The following is a 20,911-nucleotide window of genomic DNA, read 5'->3' as shown; positions in this document are numbered from 1 at the left end:
CCGGTTGACAAGGGTGGCAAGTGGGCCGCAAGATTGACCTATGTCACAGTCCATTGCCGCACACCCTGACAGGCTCCTGCCCGCAGATCCCGGGACGCGCAGCATCGCGCGGTCCTTGCTGGAGCGCGTCCAGGACCTGCCCATCATTTCTCCGCACGGTCACGTTGACGCAGCCGTCATTGAGCAGAACACTCCGTTCCCCGATCCCGCGGCCCTCCTGGTCAGTCCGGACCACTACGTCACCCGCCTGATCCACGCCAATGGTGTTCCGATGGACCAGTTGCTGGCCGGCGCAGCCTCCGCGCCCGAATCCCGGGAGATCTGGCGGCAATTCGTTGAAGCCTGGCCGCTGTTCGAGGGCACAGCCTCCGGGTATTGGCTGCGCACCCAGTTTGATGACGTCTTCAAACTTGGCGCTGACCTCAGCGAGATGGCTTCCGATGCCAGCTATGACGCGATCGCCGCAAAGTTGGTGGAGCCCGACTTCCGTCCGCGGCAGCTCTTCAAGGACTTCAATATCGAAGTTCTGGCCACCACGGACGATCCCCTGGACAACCTGGCCAGCCACAAGGCCCTGACCGAAGACCCGAGCTTCAACGGCCGTGTCCTTCCAACATTCCGTCCCGACGCCTACCTGAACGTGGCGCATCCGCAGTGGAGCAACAATGTTGACCGCTTGGTGGAGACGGCTGCTGACGGTGCCACAGGCTACGCGGGCTATATTGCGGCGCTTGAGAACCGCCGTCGTTATTTTGTGGAGCATGGTGCGGTATCGGCGGACCATGGCGTTCGCACGCCGGCCACCCTCAAACTGGATGCCGCGGATGCGCAAGCCCTCTTCGAAAAGGCTCGGGCGGGCAAAGCCACGGCTGCCGACCGCGACGCGTTCGAGGCCCACATGATGTACCAGATGGCCCGCATGTCCGTGCAGGACGGGCTGGTCATGACCATCCACCCGGGTTCGTACCGCAACCACCACGGCCCCACATTCGAGTCCTTTGGTGCCGACACTGGTCACGACATTCCCTTCGCGGTGAACTACACGGAGGCCATCCGCCCGCTGCTGCAGGATTTCGGTACGGCCAAGGACTTCCACCTGGTGCTTTTCACGCTGGACGAGACAGTCTTCTCCCGCGAACTGGCGCCGCTTGCAGGCTTCTACCCGTCCGTGTACATCGGCGCACCCTGGTGGTTCCTCGATGCGCCGGATGCCATGCTGCGCTTCCGCTCCGCCGTGACTGAGACTGCCGGTTTCTCGCGGTCCTCCGGCTTCATTGACGACACCCGCGCGTTCTGCTCCATCCCCGCACGGCACGACGCCTCGCGAAGGATCGAAGCGTCCTTCCTCGCGCGTCTTGTTGCCGAGCACCGCGTCACGGAAGACCGCGCGCACGAGTTAATCCTCGACGTCGTCGATTCCTCGCCCCGCAGGGTGTTCAAGCTGTGACCGCCGGGAATCTTCCGCGTCTGGGCCGTTCGATTGCGCCCGCGGCCAAAGCGCCCATCCGGATGGTGCACCTTGGCCTGGGCGCCTTCCACCGTTCTCATCAAGCCTGGTACACGCAGCACGCCGGCGACGCGGGGGAGTGGGGCATCGCCTCGTTCACCGGTCGTCGCCCGGACGCCGCCGTGGTTCTCGCCGCGCAGGACGGTCTGTTCACTGTGGTGGAGCGCTCGGATGCGGGCGATTCCTTTGAAGTTGTGGGCAGCATTGTGGAAGCCGTGGATGGCGCCGATGTGCAGCGTTTGGTTGAACTGGTAGCGGCGCCCCAAACCGCTGTGGTTACCCTGACCATCACCGAAGCGGCCTACGGATTCGGTGCAGACGACGTACCGCTGCTGGCTTCCGGCGGGACACCCACGACGCCGTTGGGCCGCCTGGTCCTTGGACTCGCCGCACGCAGGGACGCCGACGGCGGTCCACTCGCCGTCGTCTCCTGTGACAATCTTTCGGACAACGGGAACGTCGCCCGCAACGCCGTGGTGGGTATCGCCGGCGCATACGACGCTGGGCTTGCAGCCTGGATTGAGGCGAACGTCAGCTTTGTCAGTACCTCCGTGGACCGGATTACGCCCCGCACCACGGACTTAGACCTCGACGCCGTTGCGGCCTCGTGCGGATACCGGGATCTTGCGCCGGTGGTCACCGAGCCTTTCCGCAACTGGGTCCTGAGTGGCGATTTCCCTGCAGGCCGTCCGCGCTGGGAAGACGCAGGTGCGGTCTTTGTGGACCACATCGAGCCCTACGAGAACCGCAAGCTGTGGCTCCTGAACGGCGCGCACTCGATTCTGGCCTATGCCGGCCAGTTGCGGGGGCACGCAACTGTTGCGGAGGCGCTCTCGGATCCCGTGTGCCGGGGTGCTGTGGAGGAGTTCTGGGATGAAGCGTCCCGCCACCTCCAGGGCAACGAGCTGGGGATTCCCGAATACCGGGCTGCGTTGCTGGAGCGCTTTGGCAACTCACGGATCGCACACCACTTGGCCCAGATCGCCATGGACGCCAGCACCAAACTGAGGATGCGGGCCATACCTGTCCTCCGGGCTGAGCGTGCGGAAGGGCTGCAAGGCCAAGGAGCAGCGCGGATGATTGCGGTGTGGTCCGCCTTCGTGGCATCGAATCCCGGGCTGCAGGATCCTCAGTCCAAGGCCGTGGGTGAGGCAAACCGGCTTTCCGGGCTGGAGCGAACTGCTGCGCTTATGGCGTTGCTTGATTCGGAACTTGCCGGAGAACCGGCAGCGGTGGAGCTTGTCCATGAGCTCAGCGCGGACTTTGTTCCCGCGGTTCCGGCGAACTCAGGTACTGCCGCGTAGGGCTCCTTCCTGATTCACCGCCCCGTTGTTGGCCCAGGCTGCCCGGATTGGCAGGCAACCTGGGCCGCCGGCGTTTAAGGCGGGGTTCCCCTGCGTTGTGGGGCCCGGTGTGCGTGCCCTGGCGTGATTTTAGGGCGCAAACCGGGCCTCACAACGTGGAAGCAGTTGGACAAACTTTCAAGGAAATCTTTCGGCAACCGATTGCCAATCGTTTGCCAAAGTGACTAGAATTACAACAGCTGCACAGCCGGTACCGGATTCCAGTGATCCACACACTGTCGAGCCGGACCGGACCGCAATGACGCGAAGGGTAAAGGAGCCCGCATTGAAAAAGCTCAGCAAACTCAGCATCGCCGGCTATGGTGCCGGCGACGCCGCCAACAATTTGGCCTTCACAACAGCCACCATGTTCCTGTTGGTCTACTACACGGATGTCGCAGGAATCTCAGCCGCCGCGGCCGGCACCTTGCTCTTGGTGGTCAGGATCTTCGATGCCTTTGCCGACGTTTTTGCCGGACGCCTGGTGGACCGCACGTACAGCAAGCGCTTCGGCAAGTTCCGGCCCTTCATCATGTTCGGCTCCATCCCGTTGTTGCTCCTCAGTGTGGCCACGTTCTCCGTGCCGCAACTGGGCGAAACCGGGACTCTGCTCTACGCCTACGTGACCTACGCGGCCCTGGGTTTGGCTTACTCTTTGGTCAACATTCCCTATGGTTCCCTGGCTGGAGCGATGACCCAGGATCCGGGGGACCGTGCCAAGCTTGGCTCGGCCCGCATGGTGGGAGCGTTGCTGGTTGGTTCTGCCTTGGGAATCTTCGTGGCTCCCCTGATCAAGCCGGGTGCGGACCTCCAGTCCACCTTCACCACCATCACTTTGGCCTTTGTGGTGATCGGCGCGGCGCTGTACTTCTTTACGGTTCTGACCGCAAAGGAGCGCGTACACCGATCGGTGCCCAATGTTTCCTTCAAGCAGAGCATGGATACGCTGAAAACCAACCGCCCTTTGCTCATGCTGTGCTTGAGCAGCTTCCTCTTCCTGACCGGCTACATGGCATTGTCCTCCGTGCAGCTGTACTACCTGCGCGACGTATTGGGCCGCTTGGACCTCTATCCCGTGCTGGCAATCGTCCAGCTGGTCATGACGTTGGCCTTGGCGCCCCTGATGCCGCGGTTGGTCCGCAAGCTGGGTAAAAAGAACGTCTATATCGTGGCGGGAGCCCTGTCCATGGTGGGCGGAATCATCGTTTGCCTGGCGCCTTCCTCCATGGTCTGGGTTGGATTCTCCGGTCTTGTTGTCAGCCTGATGGGCGTCATGGCCGTGAACATCGTGGTGTGGGCCCTGGAGGCTGACACGGTGGAGTATGGCGAATGGAAGACGGGCGTGCGGACCGAAGGAATCACGTACGCGTTGTTCTCCTTCACCCGGAAGACCGGCCAGGCCGTTGGTGGCGCACTGGCCGCCTATTGCCTCGCCGTCGGCGGGTACAAGTCCGGCGTCGCCCAGAGTGCCGATGCTTTGCAGGGCATTCAATTTGCCGCCGGAGCGCTGCCGGCCATCATGACCATCCTGGCCATCGGGGTGATGGCCAAGTACAAGCTCACGGATGTTTTGCACGCGCAGATTGTGGGCGAGATCAAGGCCCGCCGCTCTGCGGGGGACTCCGGCACACAGAACCCGACCGGCGTATCCACACGGCGGCAACCGGTTGCCAAGCATGGCAATCCAACCTAAAATCAAATCTATCCACTTGTGGTGCCCATCGCATCGAAGCGAGTGCACATGCCCCAACCAGCAGAATCCCGAAAGGAAAAGCTGTGAAAATCATTGCCGCTGAAGTCTTCGTGACCAGCCCGTCCCGTAACTTCGTCACCCTGCGCATCACCACGGAGGATGGTGTGACGGGTATTGGTGACGCGACGCTCAACGGCCGTGAACTCGCCGTGGCTGCGTACCTGAAGGAACACGTCGCCCAGTTGCTCATCGGCAAGGATCCGCACCGGATCGAGGACACGTGGCAGTTCCTTTACCGCAGCTCCTACTGGCGCCGCGGCCCCGTGACCATGGCCGCGATTGCCGCCGTCGACATGGCGTTGTGGGACATCAAGGGCAAGATCGCCGGGATGCCGGTGTACCAACTGCTGGGCGGTGCCTCGCGCAACGGTTTGCGGGCTTACGGCCACGCCTCGGGTGCGGACATTCCGTCCTTGTTCGACTCCGTCCGTGAGCACCTGGAACTGGGCTACAAGTCCATCCGCATCCAGACCGCCATCCCCGGCATCAAAGCCGTGTACGGTGTGGCCGCGCAGGCACAGGCCTCCGGCGAGCGTTATGACTACGAACCCGCCGGCCGTGGCGCGTTCCCGCAGGAAGAGGACTGGGACACCCGCGCCTACCTGCGCCACCTGCCCACCGTGTTTGAAGCCGTGCGGAACGAATTCGGCCCGGAAATCCCGCTGCTGCACGACGGTCACCACCGCATGACGCCCATCCAGGCCGCCAAGCTCGGCAAGGCCCTGGAGCCGTACGACCTCTTCTGGCTGGAGGACTGCACCCCGGCCGAGAACCAGGAGGGCCTGCGCCTGGTCCGCCAGCACACCACCACCCCGCTGGCCATCGGCGAAATCTTCAACACGGTGTTCGACTTCCAGACCCTCATCAAGGAGCAGTTGATCGACTACGTCCGTGCTGCATCCACCCACTTCGGGGGCATTTCGCCGCTGAAAAAGGTCATGGATTTCGCCGCCCAGTACCAGATCAAGTCCGGCTTCCACGGTCCCACGGACATCTCCCCGGTGGGCTTCGCCGCCCAGCTCCACGTGGGTCTTGCGATCCACAACTACGGCATCCAGGAGTACATGCAGCACTCGGACAAGACCAACGAGGTCTTCCAGCAGTCCATGACCTTCAAGGACGGCTACCTGCACCCCGGCGACAAGCCCGGCATCGGCGTCGAATTCAACGAGGAAGCCGCCGCGGCCTTCCCCTACCAGCAGGCGTACCTGCCGTACAACCGCCTCGTGGACGGCACTGTTCATGATTGGTAAACCTCTGTCCCTTGCAAGCGGCCACCACATCGTGGTCATGGGGGTGGCCGGCTGCGGCAAAAGCACCATAGGTGCCGCCCTCGCCGAGCGTCTCGGCGCTGAATTTCTCGACGGCGATTCGCTGCACCCCCAGGCGAACATCGACAAGATGGCCTCGGGTACTCCGCTGAACGACGACGACCGCGCACCGTGGCTGGCCGAAATCGGCAGGCGATTCACGGCGTCGAACACTGCTCTTGTCATCGCGTGCAGCGCGCTCAAGCGCAGCTACCGGGACATGATCCGCAGCGGGAATTCCTCGGTGGTGTTCGTGCACCTGCACGGTACGCGGGAACTGCTGAACGAGCGCATGAACGCGCGGCCGGGACACTTCATGCCGGCATCGTTGCTGGACTCGCAACTGGCAACACTGGAACCTTTGCAGGCCGACGAAGCCGGGGTGGTTGTGGACATTGCCCACTCCGTGGAGGACATTGTGGGCGAGGTACATGACGAGCTGACGGGCCTTTCCGCGGCTGCCACCGGGCCGTTCCTGGTGGACCTGAAGGCGGCTCCGTTCACCCTGGACGATGCTGCTGTGGAATGGGTTGAGTCCACCATCAGCTCCATGACGCTCGAAGAGAAGATCGGCCAGCTGTTCATCAACCACAACAACGACTACTCGCCGGAGTACCTCGATGGTGTGCTGGAGAACTTCCACGTGGGTGGCATGCGCTACCGGCCCGGTCCGTCCGCGGCGGTTCAGGAGCACATCCGGTACGCGCAGTCCAAGACCCGGATTCCGCTGCTCATAGCCTCCAACCCGGAAATGGGTGGCGCCGGCAGCTGCGATGACGGCACGTTCGTGTCCACGCACCTGCAGGCGGGCTCGCATCCCGACAAGAACATCGCCCGGCAGATGGGCCAGGTGGCCGGCGTCGAAACCGCAGCCCTTGGCTGTAACTGGGCCTTCGCTCCGATCGTGGACATCCACTACAACTGGCGGAACACGGTCATCTCCACGCGGTCCTTCGGCAACACGCCGGAGATCGTGGTGGAACGGGCCAAGGAGTACTTCGACGGCATCAGCGAATCACCCACTGTCTGCGCCATGAAGCACTTCCCCGGAGACGGCATTGATGAACGCGACCAGCATGTGGTCACGTCCTACAACACGCTGGGGTATGACGAGTGGAACAAGAGCTACGGGCACGTGTACCGCGAAATGATCGGGCACGGAGTGCAGTCGATCATGGTGGGGCACATCGGTGCGCCGGAGGTGTCCCGGCATTTCCGTCCCGGTCTGGCGGATTCCGAGGTGCTCCCGGCGACGCTGGCTCCGGAGCTGCTGCAGGACCTGTTGCGCGGTGAGCTTGGCTTCAACGGGTTGGTTCTTACGGATGCTTCTTTGATGGTGGGCCTGACGCAGGCCATGAAGCGCCGCGATCTGGTGCCTGCCACCATCGCAGCCGGCTGTGACATGTTCCTGTTCTTCCGAAACCCCGGGGAGGACTTCCAGTACATGCTGGACGGCTACAAGTCCGGCGTCATCACCGAAACCCGGCTGCATGATGCCCTGCGCCGGATCCTGGGCTTGAAGGCGAGCCTCGGGCTGCACCTCGCCTCCCGGGAGTCGTTGGTTCCGGCGGCCGAGGCCTTGGCGGTCATCGGCAGCGAAGCCCACCGTGCAATCGCCGCCGAGGTGGCTGACAAGACGGTCACGCTGGTGAAGGACACGGCCAACAACCTGCCCATCACGCCGGAGACACACAAACGCATCCGCCTGTACGGGATCTCAGGCGGAGCCGACTTCACCCGTGCCGATCCGCTGGCCTACCTGGACACTGTGCGGGAAGAGCTCGAGGCCGCCGGCTTTGTGGTGGATGTGTTCAAAACCGCCGAGCAACGCGAAGCCGCGGGGGAGGCCGGCATGAACTTCATGCGCGTCCTTTCGGAGGAAGCTACCGGTGATTACGCGGAGCGCTACGACGCTGCCTTGGTGTTCGCCAATGTGAAGGGATTCGCCCAGGAAGCGGCCATCCGGATCAAATGGTCCTCACCGATGGCCGCTGAAATACCTTGGTACGCCACGGAAGTTCCCACCGTGTTCGTTTCCCTGAACCAGCCCAACCACCTGATCGACGTGCCCATGGTCAAGACGGCCATCCACGCCCACGCGGGATCGCGCGAGGCCATTCACGCCACCGTTGAGAAGATCCAGGGCAAGTCCGAATTCCAGGGGACGTTCAACCAGAACGTGTTCTGCGATTCGTTCGACACCCGCCTCTGATTCCCCGCTTCCCACGGGGAAAGAGTTCCTCCCCGCCATCAGGGACGAACCACTGGAACCCGGCACCGCCCACAAGGCGGTGCCGGGTTTTTCTTGCTCCGTGGGCAGCGTGCCGCGGGGTCGAGGGGGCATGGCGCAAATTGTGAACGCTAACAACGTTTCAAGTCAAGGGGTTTCGCGGCGCTTCCCAGCCGCAACCCTTTCGTGATCCACGGCACTTGACCGGCGGTATTGTTAGCGTTCACAATGGCATTCGCACCACCTTGACGTTGGCATGTGCCGCCCCTAAGCCCACAGGCCCGCAAAGCGTTACCGTGCCGGACGCGCAGATGCTCCGGCTGCATCAGAGTTCGCGGCAATGCTGCCGCGGAAGGAGAGCAACGTGAGATTGAAGAAACTCCTGGGCGCCGTAGCGGTTGTCCTAACCTTGACCGTCGGAGCAACAGGCTGCGGCAGTCGCGGTGGAGCTGCCGAATCCAGCAGCACTGCGAACCCCAGCGATTCACTGGTAGGCATTTCCATGCCCACCCAGACTTCCGAACGTTGGATCGCCGATGGCGCCAACGTTGAGAAGTCCCTGAAGGACCTTGGCTACAAGACAGACCTTCAATTCGCCAACGATGACATCCCCACGCAGGTCTCCCAGATCGAGAACATGCTGACGAAGGGTGCCAAGGCACTGATCATCGCCGCTATCGATGGCACTACGTTGACCGATGTCCTGGCCAAAGCCAAGGAACAAAACGTCAAGGTCATCGCCTACGACCGCCTCATCAACGGAACCCCCAACGTGGACTACTACACCACGTTCGACAACTACACCGTGGGCGTCCAGCAGGCCACCTCGCTGCTGACCGGCCTGGGCCTGGTGGACGCAAGCGGCAAGAAGGTTGAGGGCAAGGGCCCCTTCAACGTTGAGCTGTTCGCGGGCAGCCCGGACGACAACAACGCCAACTTCTTCTGGACCGGCGCCATGGACACCCTCAAGCCGTACATGGACGCGGGCACCCTGAAGGTCCCCAGCGGCCAGACCAAGTTTGAGCAGGCAGCCATCCTGCGCTGGCAGGCGCCCGTAGCCCAGAAGCGCATGGAAGATATCCTCACCTCGGCCTACAGCTCCGGCACCAAGCTGGACGGCGTACTTTCCCCGTATGACGGCCTCTCCATCGGCATCATCTCCGCACTGACCAGCACCGGCGGCTACTCCACCGGAAGCCTGCCCGTTGTCACCGGCCAGGACGCAGAGAAGGGCTCCGTGAAGTCGATCGTGGCCGGCGAGCAGTACTCCACCATCTTCAAGGACACCCGCCAGCTGGGCGCGCAGGCCGTGAAGATGGTGGACGCCGTCCTCAAGGGCACTGAGCCCGAAACCAACGACACCAAGACCTACAACAACAAGGTCAAGGTTGTCCCGGCATTCCTCCTGAAGTCCGTCATCATCACCAAGGACAACTTCCAGAAGGAACTCATCGATTCGGGTTACTACAAGGAATCCGACGTCAAGTAGCACCCCCTGTGGCCCCATCGCACTGTTCTTTACCGCAGTGCGGTGGGCCCACAGCCTCCCCTCATAGCCCCCGAGTCCTCGGTCCGGCGAAGTTCCAACCAGTCAGCGGGAATTGACGATGAACGTACCCATTCTTCAAATGCGAGGAATCACCAAGACCTTCCCCGGGGTTAAAGCCCTTCAGGACGTCACCCTGGACGTCAACCGCGGTGAGGTCCACGCCATTTGCGGTGAGAACGGAGCCGGCAAATCCACCCTCATGAAGGTTCTCTCCGGCGTCTACGCGCACAACACCTTCGACGGCGACATTCTCTTCGAGAACGAACCCTGCGAATTTTCCAGCATCACGGACAGCGAGAAGCGTGGCATCGTGATCATCCACCAGGAACTGGCCCTCAGCCCGTACCTGTCCATCGCTGAGAACATCTACCTCGGCAACGAGCTGGCCAATAAAGGTTGGGTGGACTGGCGCAAGACCAACCTGGAAGCTGCCAAGCTGCTGGCCCGCGTGGGACTCAGCGAAAACCCTGTTACGCCCATCCAGCACATCAGTGTTGGCAAGCAGCAGCTGGTGGAGATTGCCAAGGCCCTGTCCAAAGAGGTGAAACTCCTGATTCTGGACGAACCTACCGCGGCGCTGAATGATGAAGATTCAGACCACTTGCTGGACCTCATATTGCACCTCAAGGGCCAAGGCGTCACCAGCATCATCATCAGCCACAAGCTCAACGAGATCCGTAAAGTGGCCGATGCTGTCACCATCATCCGCGACGGAAAGTCCATTGAGACCCTGCGGCTTGATCAAGGCCAGATCACCCAGGAACGCATCATCCGAGGCATGGTGGGACGCGACCTTGAAAGCCTCTACCCGGACCGCACATCCAACATCGGCGAAGAAGTCCTCCGCATCGAGGACTGGACCGTGCAGCATCCGCAGGACCATGCACGGACGGTGGTTAACAATGCCAGCCTCAACGTGCGCAAGGGCGAGGTAGTGGGCCTGGCCGGGCTGATGGGCGCTGGCCGGACAGAACTGGCCATGAGTGTTTTCGGCCGGACGTATGGCCGTGCCGTATCAGGCAAGGTCTACAAATACGGCCAGGAGATCAACACTTCCACTGTCTCCGATGCAATCGAGCACGGGATCGCCTATGCCACCGAAGACCGGAAGCACTACGGCCTGAACCTGATCGAAGACATCAAGCGGAACATTTCCATGGCAGCTCTGAACAAGCTGGCCAAACGCGGCTGGGTGGACGGCAACAAAGAGACCACCGTAGCCAACCAGTACCGCAAGAGCATGAATATCAAGGCACCGTCGGTAGCGGCCATTACGGGCAAGCTCTCGGGCGGAAACCAGCAAAAGGTGGTGCTGAGTAAATGGATGTTCTCAGATCCTGACGTCCTGATCCTGGATGAACCCACCCGCGGAATCGACGTCGGTGCCAAGTTTGAGATCTATACGATCATCGCTGAGCTCGCTGCTGCCGGGAAAGCCGTCATTGTGATCTCCTCTGAGCTCCCGGAACTCCTGGGCATTTGCGACAGGATCTACACGCTGTCAGCAGGCCACATCACCGGCGAGGTTCCCATCGCCGAAGCCACCCAGGAAACCCTCATGCACTTCATGACCCAAGAGAAGGAATAACCACCATGTCCGCCCTACGAGAATCCCTTGGCTTCCTCACAAGCCGCCTCCGCCAGGTTGGCATCTTTGTTGCCCTGATCCTGATCGTCATCCTCTTCCAGGTCCTGACAGACGGCATCCTGCTGGAGCCGCAGAACGTCACCAACCTGGTGGTCCAAAACAGCTACATCCTGATCCTGGCCATCGGCATGGTGATGGTGATCATCGCCGGACACATTGACCTCTCCGTGGGCTCCATTGCGGGCTTCATCGGCGCGGTGGCCGGCGTGATGATTGTGCACTGGGGCTGGGCTTGGTGGCTCGCCATCCCCGCCTGCCTCCTGGTTGGCGCGTTGGTGGGAGCGTGGCAAGGCTACTGGATCGCCTATGTAGGCATCCCGGCCTTCATCGTCACCCTTGCAGGCATGTTGATCTTCCGCGGGCTGACCCTCATCACCCTCAAGAATCAGCAGATCACCCCGTTCCCGAACGAACTGCGCGCCCTGGGTGGCGGCTTCCTGCCGGATATTTCCGGTGGCACCTCCGTCCTTGAGTGGCTGACGGTCATCCTGGGCGTCGGCGGTACGGCGGCCATCCTCTTCCAGGCCCTGAAGGAACGCCGGGTCCGCCGCAAGTTCAACCTGGAGAACGAACCGATGGCATGGTTTGCCGTCAAGAACGGGTTCATCGCTGTCCTGATGCTCATCATCACCTTCCTGCTGGCCAGCTACCGCGGAACTCCGATCGTCCTGATTGTGCTGGCTGTCCTGGTGATCGTTTATTCGGCACTGATGAACAACAGCATCTTCGGCCGGCACACGTACGCAATCGGTGGCAACCTCCACGCGGCCGAGCTCTCCGGCATCAAGACCAAGAAGGTCACCTTCCGCCTCTTCGTCAACATGGGCGTTCTCGCCGCGTTGGCCGGCCTCGTGTTCACCGCTCGTCTTAACTCCGCCCAACCCGCCGGTGGTACAGGCTTTGAACTCGACTCCATTGCCGCGGCCTTCATCGGAGGCGCGGCGGTCCAAGGCGGCATTGGCACCGTGGCTGGAGCCATGATCGGTGGCCTGATCATGGGCGTCCTGAACAACGGCATGTCCATCCTTGGCCTGGGCACGGACTATCAGCAGCTCATCAAGGGCCTGGTACTCCTCCTTGCCGTTGGCTTCGACATCTTCAACAAAAACCGGACGGGCGCAGGTGGAGGTTCTTCCATGGGACGCCGCTTCAAGTGGAAGACCACGCCTCCGGCCACTGAGGCGGCTCCGGCAGTCAAGGCTGAGCCTGTCGGCGTCGACGCGAAATAGTTGCTGATGTCACCCGGGGGAGCGGCCCGGTCCCAGGAAAGGCCTGGGGCCGGGTCGGACACAGCAGCCAGGACTGACACAGCGTTCAGACCACCGGTGATGGGAGACGTGGCCAAGTTGGCCGGCGTCTCGCATCAAACCGTCTCGCGCGTCCTGAACAACCATCCGAACGTCAGCGGCAAGACCAAGGAGCGCGTGGAAGAGGCCATTGCATCCCTGGGGTACCGGCGCAATACCGCCGCCCGCAGCCTGGTCACCCGGCGGTCCCGGACCATCGGTGTCCTGGCGTGCGAGACCGGGCAGTTCGGGCCTGCAAACACCCTCTTGGGCGTTGAGCAGGCGGGCCGGGAGGCAGGCTACTTTGTCAGCATCGCCAATCTCCGTGAGGTGACCAGCGCGAGCGTCAATGATGCCATTGCGCATTTCCGGAACCAGTCCGTGGACGGCATCGTGATCTTGGTTCCGCATCCGGATGTCCTTGCTGCGCTCCGCGACGTCGAGGTTCCTGTGCCGATCGTGGCAGTCGGTGCGGGCGCGGGAAACCAGTTGCAGGGTGCCTCCCTGGATCAAAGGCTGGGTGCCCGCCTGGCGGTGGAGCATCTGATCGCCCTGGGGCATCGTCACATTGCCCATATTTCCGGACCGACGCATTGGATCGATGCCGCAGAGCGCATCAAGGGATGGCAGGAAGCGCTGGGCAGCGCCGGCCTTGAACCTGACGTCCTGCTCCAAGGTGCCTGGGACGCGGCATCGGGCTACCGGGCAGGCCTGGAACTCCTCAAACACCATGGCGTTACTGCCGTGTTCGTCGCGAACGACCAAATGGCCGTCGGCGTGCTCCGGGCAGTCCAGGAGGCAGGACTTCGCGTGCCGGGCGAGATCAGCGTGGTGGGATATGACGATCAACCCGAAGCGGAATTCTTCATGCCACCGCTGACCACCGTCAGGCAGGACTTCGAAGAGCTCGGCCGCCGGTGCATGGAGGCAGTGCTGCAGCAGCTTGACGGTGACGGCGGAACCGGGGACCAGATTGTCAGCCCCCGCCTGGTGGTCCGCTCCACCACGGCGGCCCCTGCCCTTCACAAAGCTCCGTTCCCACTAAACTAGGAGCCATGACTTCCACGCCTGACACTGCTGCTGCCCGCGCCCGCCTTCTTGAACTCATCAAAGAACTGGCGGTGGTCCGCGGCAAGGTGATCCTCTCCAGCGGCAAGGAAGCGGACTACTACATCGACCTCCGCCGCATCACCTTGCATCACGAGGCCTCCAAGCTGGTGGGCCAGGTCATGTTGGCAATGATCGACGACGCCGGTGTGTCAGTTGAGTGCGCCGGCGGGCTCACCATGGGTGCCGATCCCGTGGGCACCGCCGTGATGCACGCTGCCGCCGACGCCGGCCGCCCCGTTGACGCTTTTGTGGTGCGCAAGGCCCAGAAGTCCTACGGCATGGGCCGCCAGGTTGAAGGCCCCTCGGTTGAAGGCCGCAACGTGGTGGTTCTGGAGGACACGTCCACTACCGGCGGATCCGCACTGACCGCCGTCGAGGGTGTCCGCAAGGCCGGCGGCAATGTGGTGGCTGTGGCCGTGATCGTTGACCGCAACACTGGTGCAAAAGAGAAGATCGAAGCCGAAACCGGCGTGCCGTACCTCTTCGCTTTCGGTAAGGATGAGCTGGGCCTCGACTAAGAACCACCGGGGCTGTAAGGCAGTGCCCGGCGAGCCTATGCTTGCTGCGTGGACGTTCAAGTAGGGAAGCTCCCGGCGCCGCCGGAGGTGAACGAAAACCTCCCCGCGCCGGTGACTCCGGAAACGGAGAAGGCCGAGGATCCGGGCTCGTGGGCCCGGATCCTGCCTTACGCTGCCCGGCTCAAAAAGACGTCCCGCCGCAACTTCCTCATCACCGCTGGCGCATCCGCGGCGCTGGCCGGGGACATGCTCTTCACCCGGCGGGTGCAGGCCGAGCGTCGGGCCACCAAGATACTTCGCGTCCCCGATCCCTACTCGGACTTGTACTTCCCCAAAGCCAGCTGGATTCTCTTTCCCGGGTACAAGACCAGTTGGGAAGAGGGGCAGTGGATTCTCAACTCACTGCGTCCCGCCCTGCACCAGCGCGGCCGCCTTGCCGCCGTCGGATATTCCAATCTGGGGCTGGACGTGGACGAGATCGTCCGCGAAATCATCCTGCACGTGCGCGAACTGGAACTTGAGAAGTTGTACTTCTACGGCCACAGTTTCGGCGGGATGCTCGCCACACAGGTCGCTGCCCGCCTGCTGGAGCTGCACGGCGTTGAGACGCAATTAATCGTTCTGGACTCGAGCCCGTTCAGCCGCGCCGACGTCCTTGACCAAAGTTGGTTCGACGGCGTGGTGTTCCTCTACGAGAATGGGTTCCGCATCCCTTCGGTGCTCCGCGGAAGCTATGAGCTGGGGGAGCGCGTGGTGCACAAGGACGAGCGGACGTGGCGGCAGATCCTTGACCAGAGCCTGGAGCAACTCTCGCCGATCGCCCCGTCCAGTGTGCTGATCCAGACGGAGTCGGCCTACATCTATCACTTTGATGGCCTGCGTTTTGCCGGCAAGATCGGTGGGGCCAAGATGGCGTTCCTGGGCAATTCCAAGGACGGGACCGTCAATTACGAGTCGGCTCGTGCCGGTTGGAGCAAAGTGTTCGGAGCAAACATGGCCCTGCCCACGCTCAGTACCGACGGCGCCCGCCCCGCGCATGCCAGCCCCCAATGGAACGGTGGCGTGTACAGGCCGCTGCTGGAGCGGGTCCAGGATGAACTGCAGCCGCTGCCGCCAGAGCCCGTAGAGCCGTCGTATCAAGAGCCCAACGGCAAGGTCATCCGGCCGGCGTAGCTCTCAGGTACCGTTCCCCAGCGATTCAACCTCGACGGCGGTGAGGCCTGCCTCGCGCAGGAAGCCGCGTACGTCCCCGAACTCCTGTGCGAAACCAGCAAGGAAATGCCGGATCGCGGCCTCGGGGCTTTGCAGGATCATGAGGTCCGGGCTGAAATACTCTGCCGGCGTTGAGGGAACGCTGAGGCGCCACGTCTCGGCCATGACCTTCAGGACGTCCGGCAGGTTTGCTGTGGTTGCAATGTAATCCGACACCACTTGGTCCTCGGTCCCGCCGGCTGCCAGCAGCCCAACAGCCGACACCACGCCTGTCCGGTCCTTACCCAACGAACAATGAATCAACGTGCGCTTGCCGCTCGCCACGGGACGCAGTGCATCCGCCACCCACTCGGGCCGGATCCGGATCCAGCCAAGGTACAGCTCCCCGAGGTCCTCAGCCGTTTCGACTGCTTGGAGCGACCCCGCCACCGCGTTGGGGTCCAGTGGATTGTTGATGAGTTCGACGGCGGGCGGGACGACGGCGGCAGGTGCGTCGGCGTCGTGAACCAACCACGGAACCAAGGAGCGCTCCAGTTCACTCCGTAAATCCACGATCGCCTGGATGCCGTGCTCCGCCAGGAAACCCGACGTTGCAGCGGCATCCAAACCGAACGGCTGGCTCCCCCTGAGTATCCGGCCGCCGGCCAAAGCACGCAGATTGAGCACAGCCATGGTGCGTCCCCTAGATCTGGCTCTTGAGGTCGGCCACGGAGTTCAGGATCTGGTTGGGCCGGAACGGGAAGGACACGATTTCCTCACGCTGTGTGATGCCGCTGAGCACCAGGACCGTGTGCAGGCCCGCTTCCATACCGGCCACGATGTCCGTGTCCATGCGGTCCCCGATCATGGCAGTGGTCTCGGAGTGGGCATCGATCTGGTTCATCGCCGAGCGGAACATCATGGGGTTCGGCTTGCCCACAATATAGGGCTCGCGGCCGGTTGCCTTGGTGATCATGGCCGCGATGGCGCCGGTAGCCGGCATGGGGCCGTCCTTGGAGGGGCCGGTGGCGTCAGGGTTGGTGGCGATGAAGCGGGCGCCTGCCAGGATGTGGCGGACGGCCATGGTGATCGCTTCGAAAGAGTAAGTGCGGGTTTCGCCGAGGACCACGAAATCGGGGTCCGTGTCCGTGAGAATAAAACCGGCCTCGTGCAGCGCGGTGGTGAGGCCGGCCTCGCCGATGGTGTATGCGCGGTTGCCTGAGTCCGAGGACTGCACCTGGTCCTTGAGGAACTGTGCCGTTGCCAGCGCCGACGTCCAGATGTTCTCTTCCGGTACTTCCAGGCCGGATGCACGCAGGCGGGCGGCGAGGTCCCGCGGGGTGAAGATGGAGTTGTTGGTCAGCACCAGGAAGCGTTTGGAGGTATCCACCCAGCGCTGGATCAGTTCAGCTGCGCCGGGGATCGCCTGGTTTTCGTGGACCAGGACGCCGTCCATGTCCGTGAGCCAGCATTCGATTTCGTGGCCATTGCGGTAAACCGAGGTGGACGTGTGGGGCGTGGATTCTTCTGCCATATTTGCCTCCGGCGTGGGTTGTTCATGCACTGCCACCCAGTCTTCCATCAATCTGTTGCCTAAACATCCTGAGTCCGCGCTTATGTGGGTAGTTCTACCCATGCGAATAGCCCTTATGACTTGTGCGATGCACGGTGGCCTGAACTACGCTGGTGGCTGCGCGGAACAGGCCACGCCGTGGGTCGGGGGATCTTCACGGTGAACACTCAGTGCCTGCCACGCTTCAGCAGGTCCCCTTTTCCGGATTGTCCACCAGTGTCCCCAGAGGCACGGTGCCAGCACTGCACTCGAAAGGGCCTGTCATGAGCAATAACAATGGAGCACCGCAACCTCCCTACAACCCGGACGGCGTGCCACAGCCGCGATATGACACCGGCAAGGAACAGTACCGTCAGTACCAGCCGGGGCAGACCCAGCCCATGTACCAGCCGGAGGCCCAACAGCCGGCCCAGCCGCAGGAGGGCCGTACCGAGGCTTTCCCCACGCAACAACCGCCCACTCAGGCATTTCCTGCACAGGGGAACCAGTCACCGCACGTACACCCCGACGGCGTGTACGCCGAGACGGTTCACCGCCACCCGCAGGCGGACCCCAACCAGCCCGGCTACCCGGGCGCACCAGGCCAGCCCGGCTACCCGGGCGCACCTGGCTCCGGGTACCCCGGCGCACCAGGCCAGCCCGGCTACCCTGTTGGCCCCAACCAGAACCCGGGCGACCACAACAGGAAGTCGCTGTTCTTCATCCTGGGTGGAGTGGCCGTCGTCGTGATTATTGCCCTGGTGGTGGCATTCACGTGGCTCATTCCCGCGATGACCAAGCCTGTGGCCGTTGAAACGCCGTCGGTGACGTCCTCCGAAGAAGCATCGGATGCAGCCGCCGAGCCTTCTGCCGAGCCGTCGGGAGATGCATCGGCATCCACTGACCTTCCCGCCGGCGCCATCCCGCTGCCCGCCGTATGGGAAGGTTTCGCCGGCCCCACCAACGTCCCGGCCGACGGTGATCCCCTGTTCAGCAAATGGGTCACGGGCGAATCGTCCTTCCAGTACCTTGCCGAGTGGACCCACGACGAATCGTTCGGCATCACCAAGGATCCGAGCACGGGCGAAGAAATCCAGAAGAAAGCCCAAGGGACCGTGGAGACCGACGGCGACGGGATCGCGCTCGCCTACGCCTTCTTCGCTGAGTCCGAGGAAGGCAAGTTTGGCAAGGACCCCGCCGAGGTCAAGGCCGCCATCCAGGACATTGAGGCGCGCTATAAGGAAATGACCGCCACTGAGCTTCCGCAGAACCTGGTGGGCCACAAGTGCACGTCCGACTTCAAGACCAGCATGCCGGAAGTACGCGAGTTCCGTCGCGGCGCGGCCGTGGTGGTCAGCTTCACCTGCAACAACGCCCGCGGCGAAGCGATTCAGGCCGTGAACCTGTTTTCCGTGACCCCGTGGGGCACGCCGCAGATGCTGGGCGTCAGCGGACACAAGGAATACTGGGATGCCCACCCCGGGCTTTTTGAGCAACTGGGCAACTCGTACCGCATCAACAAGTGGAAGATGGGCTGATCCAGGCCAGCTCAAACGGGCAACAGGGCAGGGCTAAAGTTGAGGGGTGACTGACCTTCCCCCCTCCACAGCCCTGCCCGCCCCTGCCGAAACCACAGCGGAGGGCGAGGCAGAAGCGAAACCCGAGGTCGGCGTCGGGCCTTGGGAAGGTGACTTGCCGCTGGGTGACCATTGGGATCCGGACTTGTTGAGGGATGGTGACCGCCGCAACGTGGTGGACCAGTACCGGTACTGGAAGCACGAGGCCATTGTGGCGGACCTGGATTCCAAGCGGCACGATTTCCACATTGCCATTGAGAACTGGCAGCACGACCTCAACATCGGCACCGTGGTGCGCACCGCCAACGCGTTCCTCGCCAAAGAGGTCCACATTATTGGTCGACGCCGGTGGAATCGCCGCGGGGCAATGGTCACCGACCGCTACCAACACGTCCGCCACCACCCCACAGTTGAGGACTTTGTCCAATGGGCTGAGGGGGAGGGGCTGGCGGTGATCGGCATCGACATCTTCCCGGATTCCGTGCCCCTGGAGACCTACGATCTCCCGAAGAACTGCGTGCTGGTGTTTGGCCAGGAAGGTCCGGGACTCACACCGGAAGTACACGACGCCGCGGTCGCAACGCTGTCCATCGAGCAGTTCGGCTCCACACGGTCCATGAACGCAGCGTCTGCCGCGGCCATCGCCATGCACGCGTGGGTCCGCCGCCACGTGTTCCAGCAGCCGATTCCGTAGCCCTTCCCGGCGGAAGTGTTAAGAACCCCCAGTGACCCGAAACACGGCGTCCCGGCGGATATCGCTAGGATGGTGCTAGCCGTAAGCGGTCTACTCCAGGGTTACCAACCCACAGACGAATTCAGCATAGGAGTCACCATGCCCATTGCAACCCCAGAGATTTACTCCGAGATGATCGACCGTGCGAAGGCTGGCGGTTTCGCTTTCCCCGCGGTCAACGTGACGTCGTCGCAGACTCTGAATGCTGCGATCCGCGGTTTCGCCGAGGCAGAATCCGATGGCATCATCCAGGTTTCCACCGGTGGTGCTGCGTACTGGTCCGGCGCTTCGGTCAAGGACATGGTGGCCGGTTCCCTCGGCTTCGCCGCGTTCGCCCGCGAAGTCGCCAAGAATTACAACGTCAACATCGCCCTGCACACGGATCACTGCCCGCAGGACAAGCTGGCGGACTTCGTCCTGCCGTTGCTGGCCGCTTCCGAGGAAGCGGTGAAGGCCGGCAAGGACCCGATCTTTAACTCGCACATGTGGGACGGCTCGCACGAGACCCTGTCGGAGAACCTTCGGATCGGCCGTGAGCTGTTGGAGCGTGCTGGTGCTGCGAAGATCATCCTGGAAGTTGAAATCGGCACTGTGGGTGGCGAGGAAGACGGTGTTGAGAACGAGATCAACGAGAAGCTGTACACCACCACCGAAGACGCCCTCGCCACGATCGAGGCGTTGGGTGCTGGCGAGAACGGCCGCTACCTGACCGCGTTGACCTTCGGGAACGTGCACGGTGTGTACAAGCCGGGCAACGTGAAGCTCCGCCCGGAACTGCTCAAGCAGATCCAGGCCGAGGTTGGCGCGAAGATCGGCAAGGAAAACCCCTTTGATCTGGTCTTCCATGGTGGTTCGGGTTCCACGGAGCAGGAAATCGCTGATGCTGTTTCCTATGGTGTGATCAAGATGAACATCGACACGGACACCCAGTACGCGTTCACCCGTCCGGTGGCCGGTCACATGCTCTCCAACTACGACGGCGTCCTGAAGATCGACGGCGAAATGGGCAACAAGAAGACCTATGACCCCCGCGTTTGGGGTGCTTCGGCCGAGGCCGGCATGGCAGCGCGCATCGTCGAAGCCGCCCAGCAGCTCGGATCGGTTGGCAAGACCTTCTAATGTCTGACGAATTCCGCAGAAACCTCATGGGGCCGGAGCCCACGCTCCTGCCCGCTGAAACCGAGATCTACCAGCACCTGGCTCTCGGCAAGGAAGCACTGGATCTCGTGGAGAAGAACCCCACGTCGTCCCTCCTGTGGGCCATCCTCGCAGAGGAAGCCTGGGCGGAAGGCCGGACCATCGAGTCCTACGCCTACGCCCGCGTTGGCTACCACCGCGGCCTGGATTCCCTGCGCCGCAACGGCTGGCGCGGAGTGGGACCCATCCCATGGGAGCACGAGCCCAACCAAGGCTTCCTGCGTGCGCTCTACGCATTGGGCCGGGCCGCTTCTGCAATCGGCGAAGCTGAAGAGCCGGAGCGGATTGAGAAGTTCCTTAACGACTCGGACCCGAAGGCCAAGGCAGCGCTCGAAGCCCGCTAAGGCATCACAGCAAACAACGACGGCGACCCTCACCAAAAAGTGGGGGTCGCCGTCGTCGTTAAT

The 20,911-nt window shown here is 62.6% G+C and carries 17 protein-coding genes; 15 read left to right on the top strand and 2 right to left on the bottom strand.

The features are described 5' to 3' along the window. Positions 1-40: 40 nt before the first annotated feature. The 11 genes from uxaC to BMY91_RS22130 all read left to right on the top strand — a co-directional run bounded on the left by uxaC (position 41) and on the right by BMY91_RS22130 (position 15,427). Positions 41-1,447 (top strand): glucuronate isomerase, encoded by a 1,407-nt coding sequence (gene uxaC, locus BMY91_RS22180; RefSeq protein ID WP_090826109.1) that lies wholly within the window; start codon positions 41-43, stop codon positions 1,445-1,447. Then, complete coding sequence (locus tag BMY91_RS22175) at positions 1,444-2,811, top strand: mannitol dehydrogenase family protein (RefSeq protein WP_371261072.1); 1,368 nt, start codon at positions 1,444-1,446, stop codon at positions 2,809-2,811. Before uxaC ends, BMY91_RS22175 begins: the two co-directional genes overlap by 4 nt. 325 nt (positions 2,812-3,136) lie before the next feature. Next, positions 3,137-4,543: a glucuronide transporter gene (uidB, locus tag BMY91_RS22170; protein ID WP_090826106.1), complete on the top strand. Its 1,407-nt coding sequence runs from the start codon at positions 3,137-3,139 to the stop codon at positions 4,541-4,543. An 83-nt stretch (positions 4,544-4,626) separates the two neighbouring features. Next, positions 4,627-5,856: a D-mannonate dehydratase ManD gene (gene manD, locus BMY91_RS22165; protein ID WP_090826104.1), complete on the top strand. Its 1,230-nt coding sequence runs from the start codon at positions 4,627-4,629 to the stop codon at positions 5,854-5,856. Further along, a complete protein-coding gene (locus BMY91_RS22160; RefSeq protein ID WP_090826101.1) occupies positions 5,846-8,125 on the top strand; it encodes a gluconokinase, GntK/IdnK-type in 2,280 nt (759 codons plus the stop codon). Before manD ends, BMY91_RS22160 begins: the two co-directional genes overlap by 11 nt. Positions 8,126-8,507: 382 nt before the next feature. Beyond that, positions 8,508-9,632 (top strand): multiple monosaccharide ABC transporter substrate-binding protein, encoded by a 1,125-nt coding sequence (chvE, locus tag BMY91_RS22155; protein WP_368086906.1) that lies wholly within the window; start codon positions 8,508-8,510, stop codon positions 9,630-9,632. 118 nt (positions 9,633-9,750) lie between these two features. Beyond that, positions 9,751-11,280, top strand: a complete 1,530-nt coding sequence (mmsA, locus tag BMY91_RS22150; protein ID WP_090826096.1) for a multiple monosaccharide ABC transporter ATP-binding protein — start codon at positions 9,751-9,753, stop codon at positions 11,278-11,280. A gap of 5 nt (positions 11,281-11,285) precedes the next feature. Then, on the top strand, positions 11,286-12,569 hold the full coding sequence (mmsB, locus tag BMY91_RS22145; RefSeq protein WP_090826093.1) for a multiple monosaccharide ABC transporter permease: 1,284 nt from the start codon (positions 11,286-11,288) through the stop codon (positions 12,567-12,569). A 99-nt stretch (positions 12,570-12,668) separates the two neighbouring features. Further along, complete coding sequence (locus BMY91_RS22140; protein WP_090826090.1) at positions 12,669-13,676, top strand: LacI family DNA-binding transcriptional regulator; 1,008 nt, start codon at positions 12,669-12,671, stop codon at positions 13,674-13,676. Positions 13,677-13,681: 5 nt separating this feature from the next. Next, on the top strand, positions 13,682-14,254 hold the full coding sequence (gene pyrE, locus BMY91_RS22135; RefSeq protein ID WP_090826087.1) for an orotate phosphoribosyltransferase: 573 nt from the start codon (positions 13,682-13,684) through the stop codon (positions 14,252-14,254). A gap of 48 nt (positions 14,255-14,302) precedes the next feature. After that, complete coding sequence (locus BMY91_RS22130) at positions 14,303-15,427, top strand: thioesterase domain-containing protein (RefSeq protein ID WP_090826084.1); 1,125 nt, start codon at positions 14,303-14,305, stop codon at positions 15,425-15,427. Positions 15,428-15,430: 3 nt separating this feature from the next. Here BMY91_RS22130 and BMY91_RS22125 read toward each other — a convergent pair whose 3' ends face one another. After that, on the bottom strand, positions 15,431-16,138 hold the full coding sequence (locus tag BMY91_RS22125; RefSeq protein ID WP_090826080.1) for a tyrosine-protein phosphatase: 708 nt from the start codon (positions 16,136-16,138) through the stop codon (positions 15,431-15,433). Between the two features lie 10 nt (positions 16,139-16,148). Next, entirely contained in the window at positions 16,149-16,979 is an 831-nt protein-coding gene (locus BMY91_RS22120; RefSeq protein ID WP_090826227.1) for an HAD-IIA family hydrolase, read from the bottom strand. A gap of 302 nt (positions 16,980-17,281) precedes the next feature. On the opposite strand from BMY91_RS22120, the gene BMY91_RS22115 reads away from it, so the two are divergent. The 4 genes from BMY91_RS22115 to BMY91_RS22100 all read left to right on the top strand — a co-directional run bounded on the left by BMY91_RS22115 (position 17,282) and on the right by BMY91_RS22100 (position 20,848). Next, complete coding sequence (locus BMY91_RS22115) at positions 17,282-18,535, top strand: chromosomal replication initiator protein DnaA (RefSeq protein ID WP_090826077.1); 1,254 nt, start codon at positions 17,282-17,284, stop codon at positions 18,533-18,535. Positions 18,536-18,581: 46 nt separating this feature from the next. Beyond that, positions 18,582-19,268 (top strand): TrmH family RNA methyltransferase, encoded by a 687-nt coding sequence (locus BMY91_RS22110; protein WP_090826074.1) that lies wholly within the window; start codon positions 18,582-18,584, stop codon positions 19,266-19,268. Positions 19,269-19,406: 138 nt separating this feature from the next. Next, the gene (gene fbaA / locus BMY91_RS22105) at positions 19,407-20,426 is read left to right on the top strand and encodes a class II fructose-bisphosphate aldolase (RefSeq protein WP_090826072.1); all 1,020 of its coding nucleotides are present in this window, start codon (positions 19,407-19,409) and stop codon (positions 20,424-20,426) included. After that, on the top strand, positions 20,426-20,848 hold the full coding sequence (locus tag BMY91_RS22100; protein ID WP_062069828.1) for a DUF3151 domain-containing protein: 423 nt from the start codon (positions 20,426-20,428) through the stop codon (positions 20,846-20,848). Before fbaA ends, BMY91_RS22100 begins: the two co-directional genes overlap by 1 nt. The last annotated feature ends 63 nt before the right edge of the window (positions 20,849-20,911 follow it).

The sequence above is a fragment of the Arthrobacter sp. yr096 genome (assembly GCF_900108925.1).
Lineage (GTDB): Bacteria > Actinomycetota > Actinomycetes > Actinomycetales > Micrococcaceae > Arthrobacter.
Note: the sequence above shows the minus strand (reverse complement) of the source record. Positions and strands in the feature narration are given on the sequence as shown.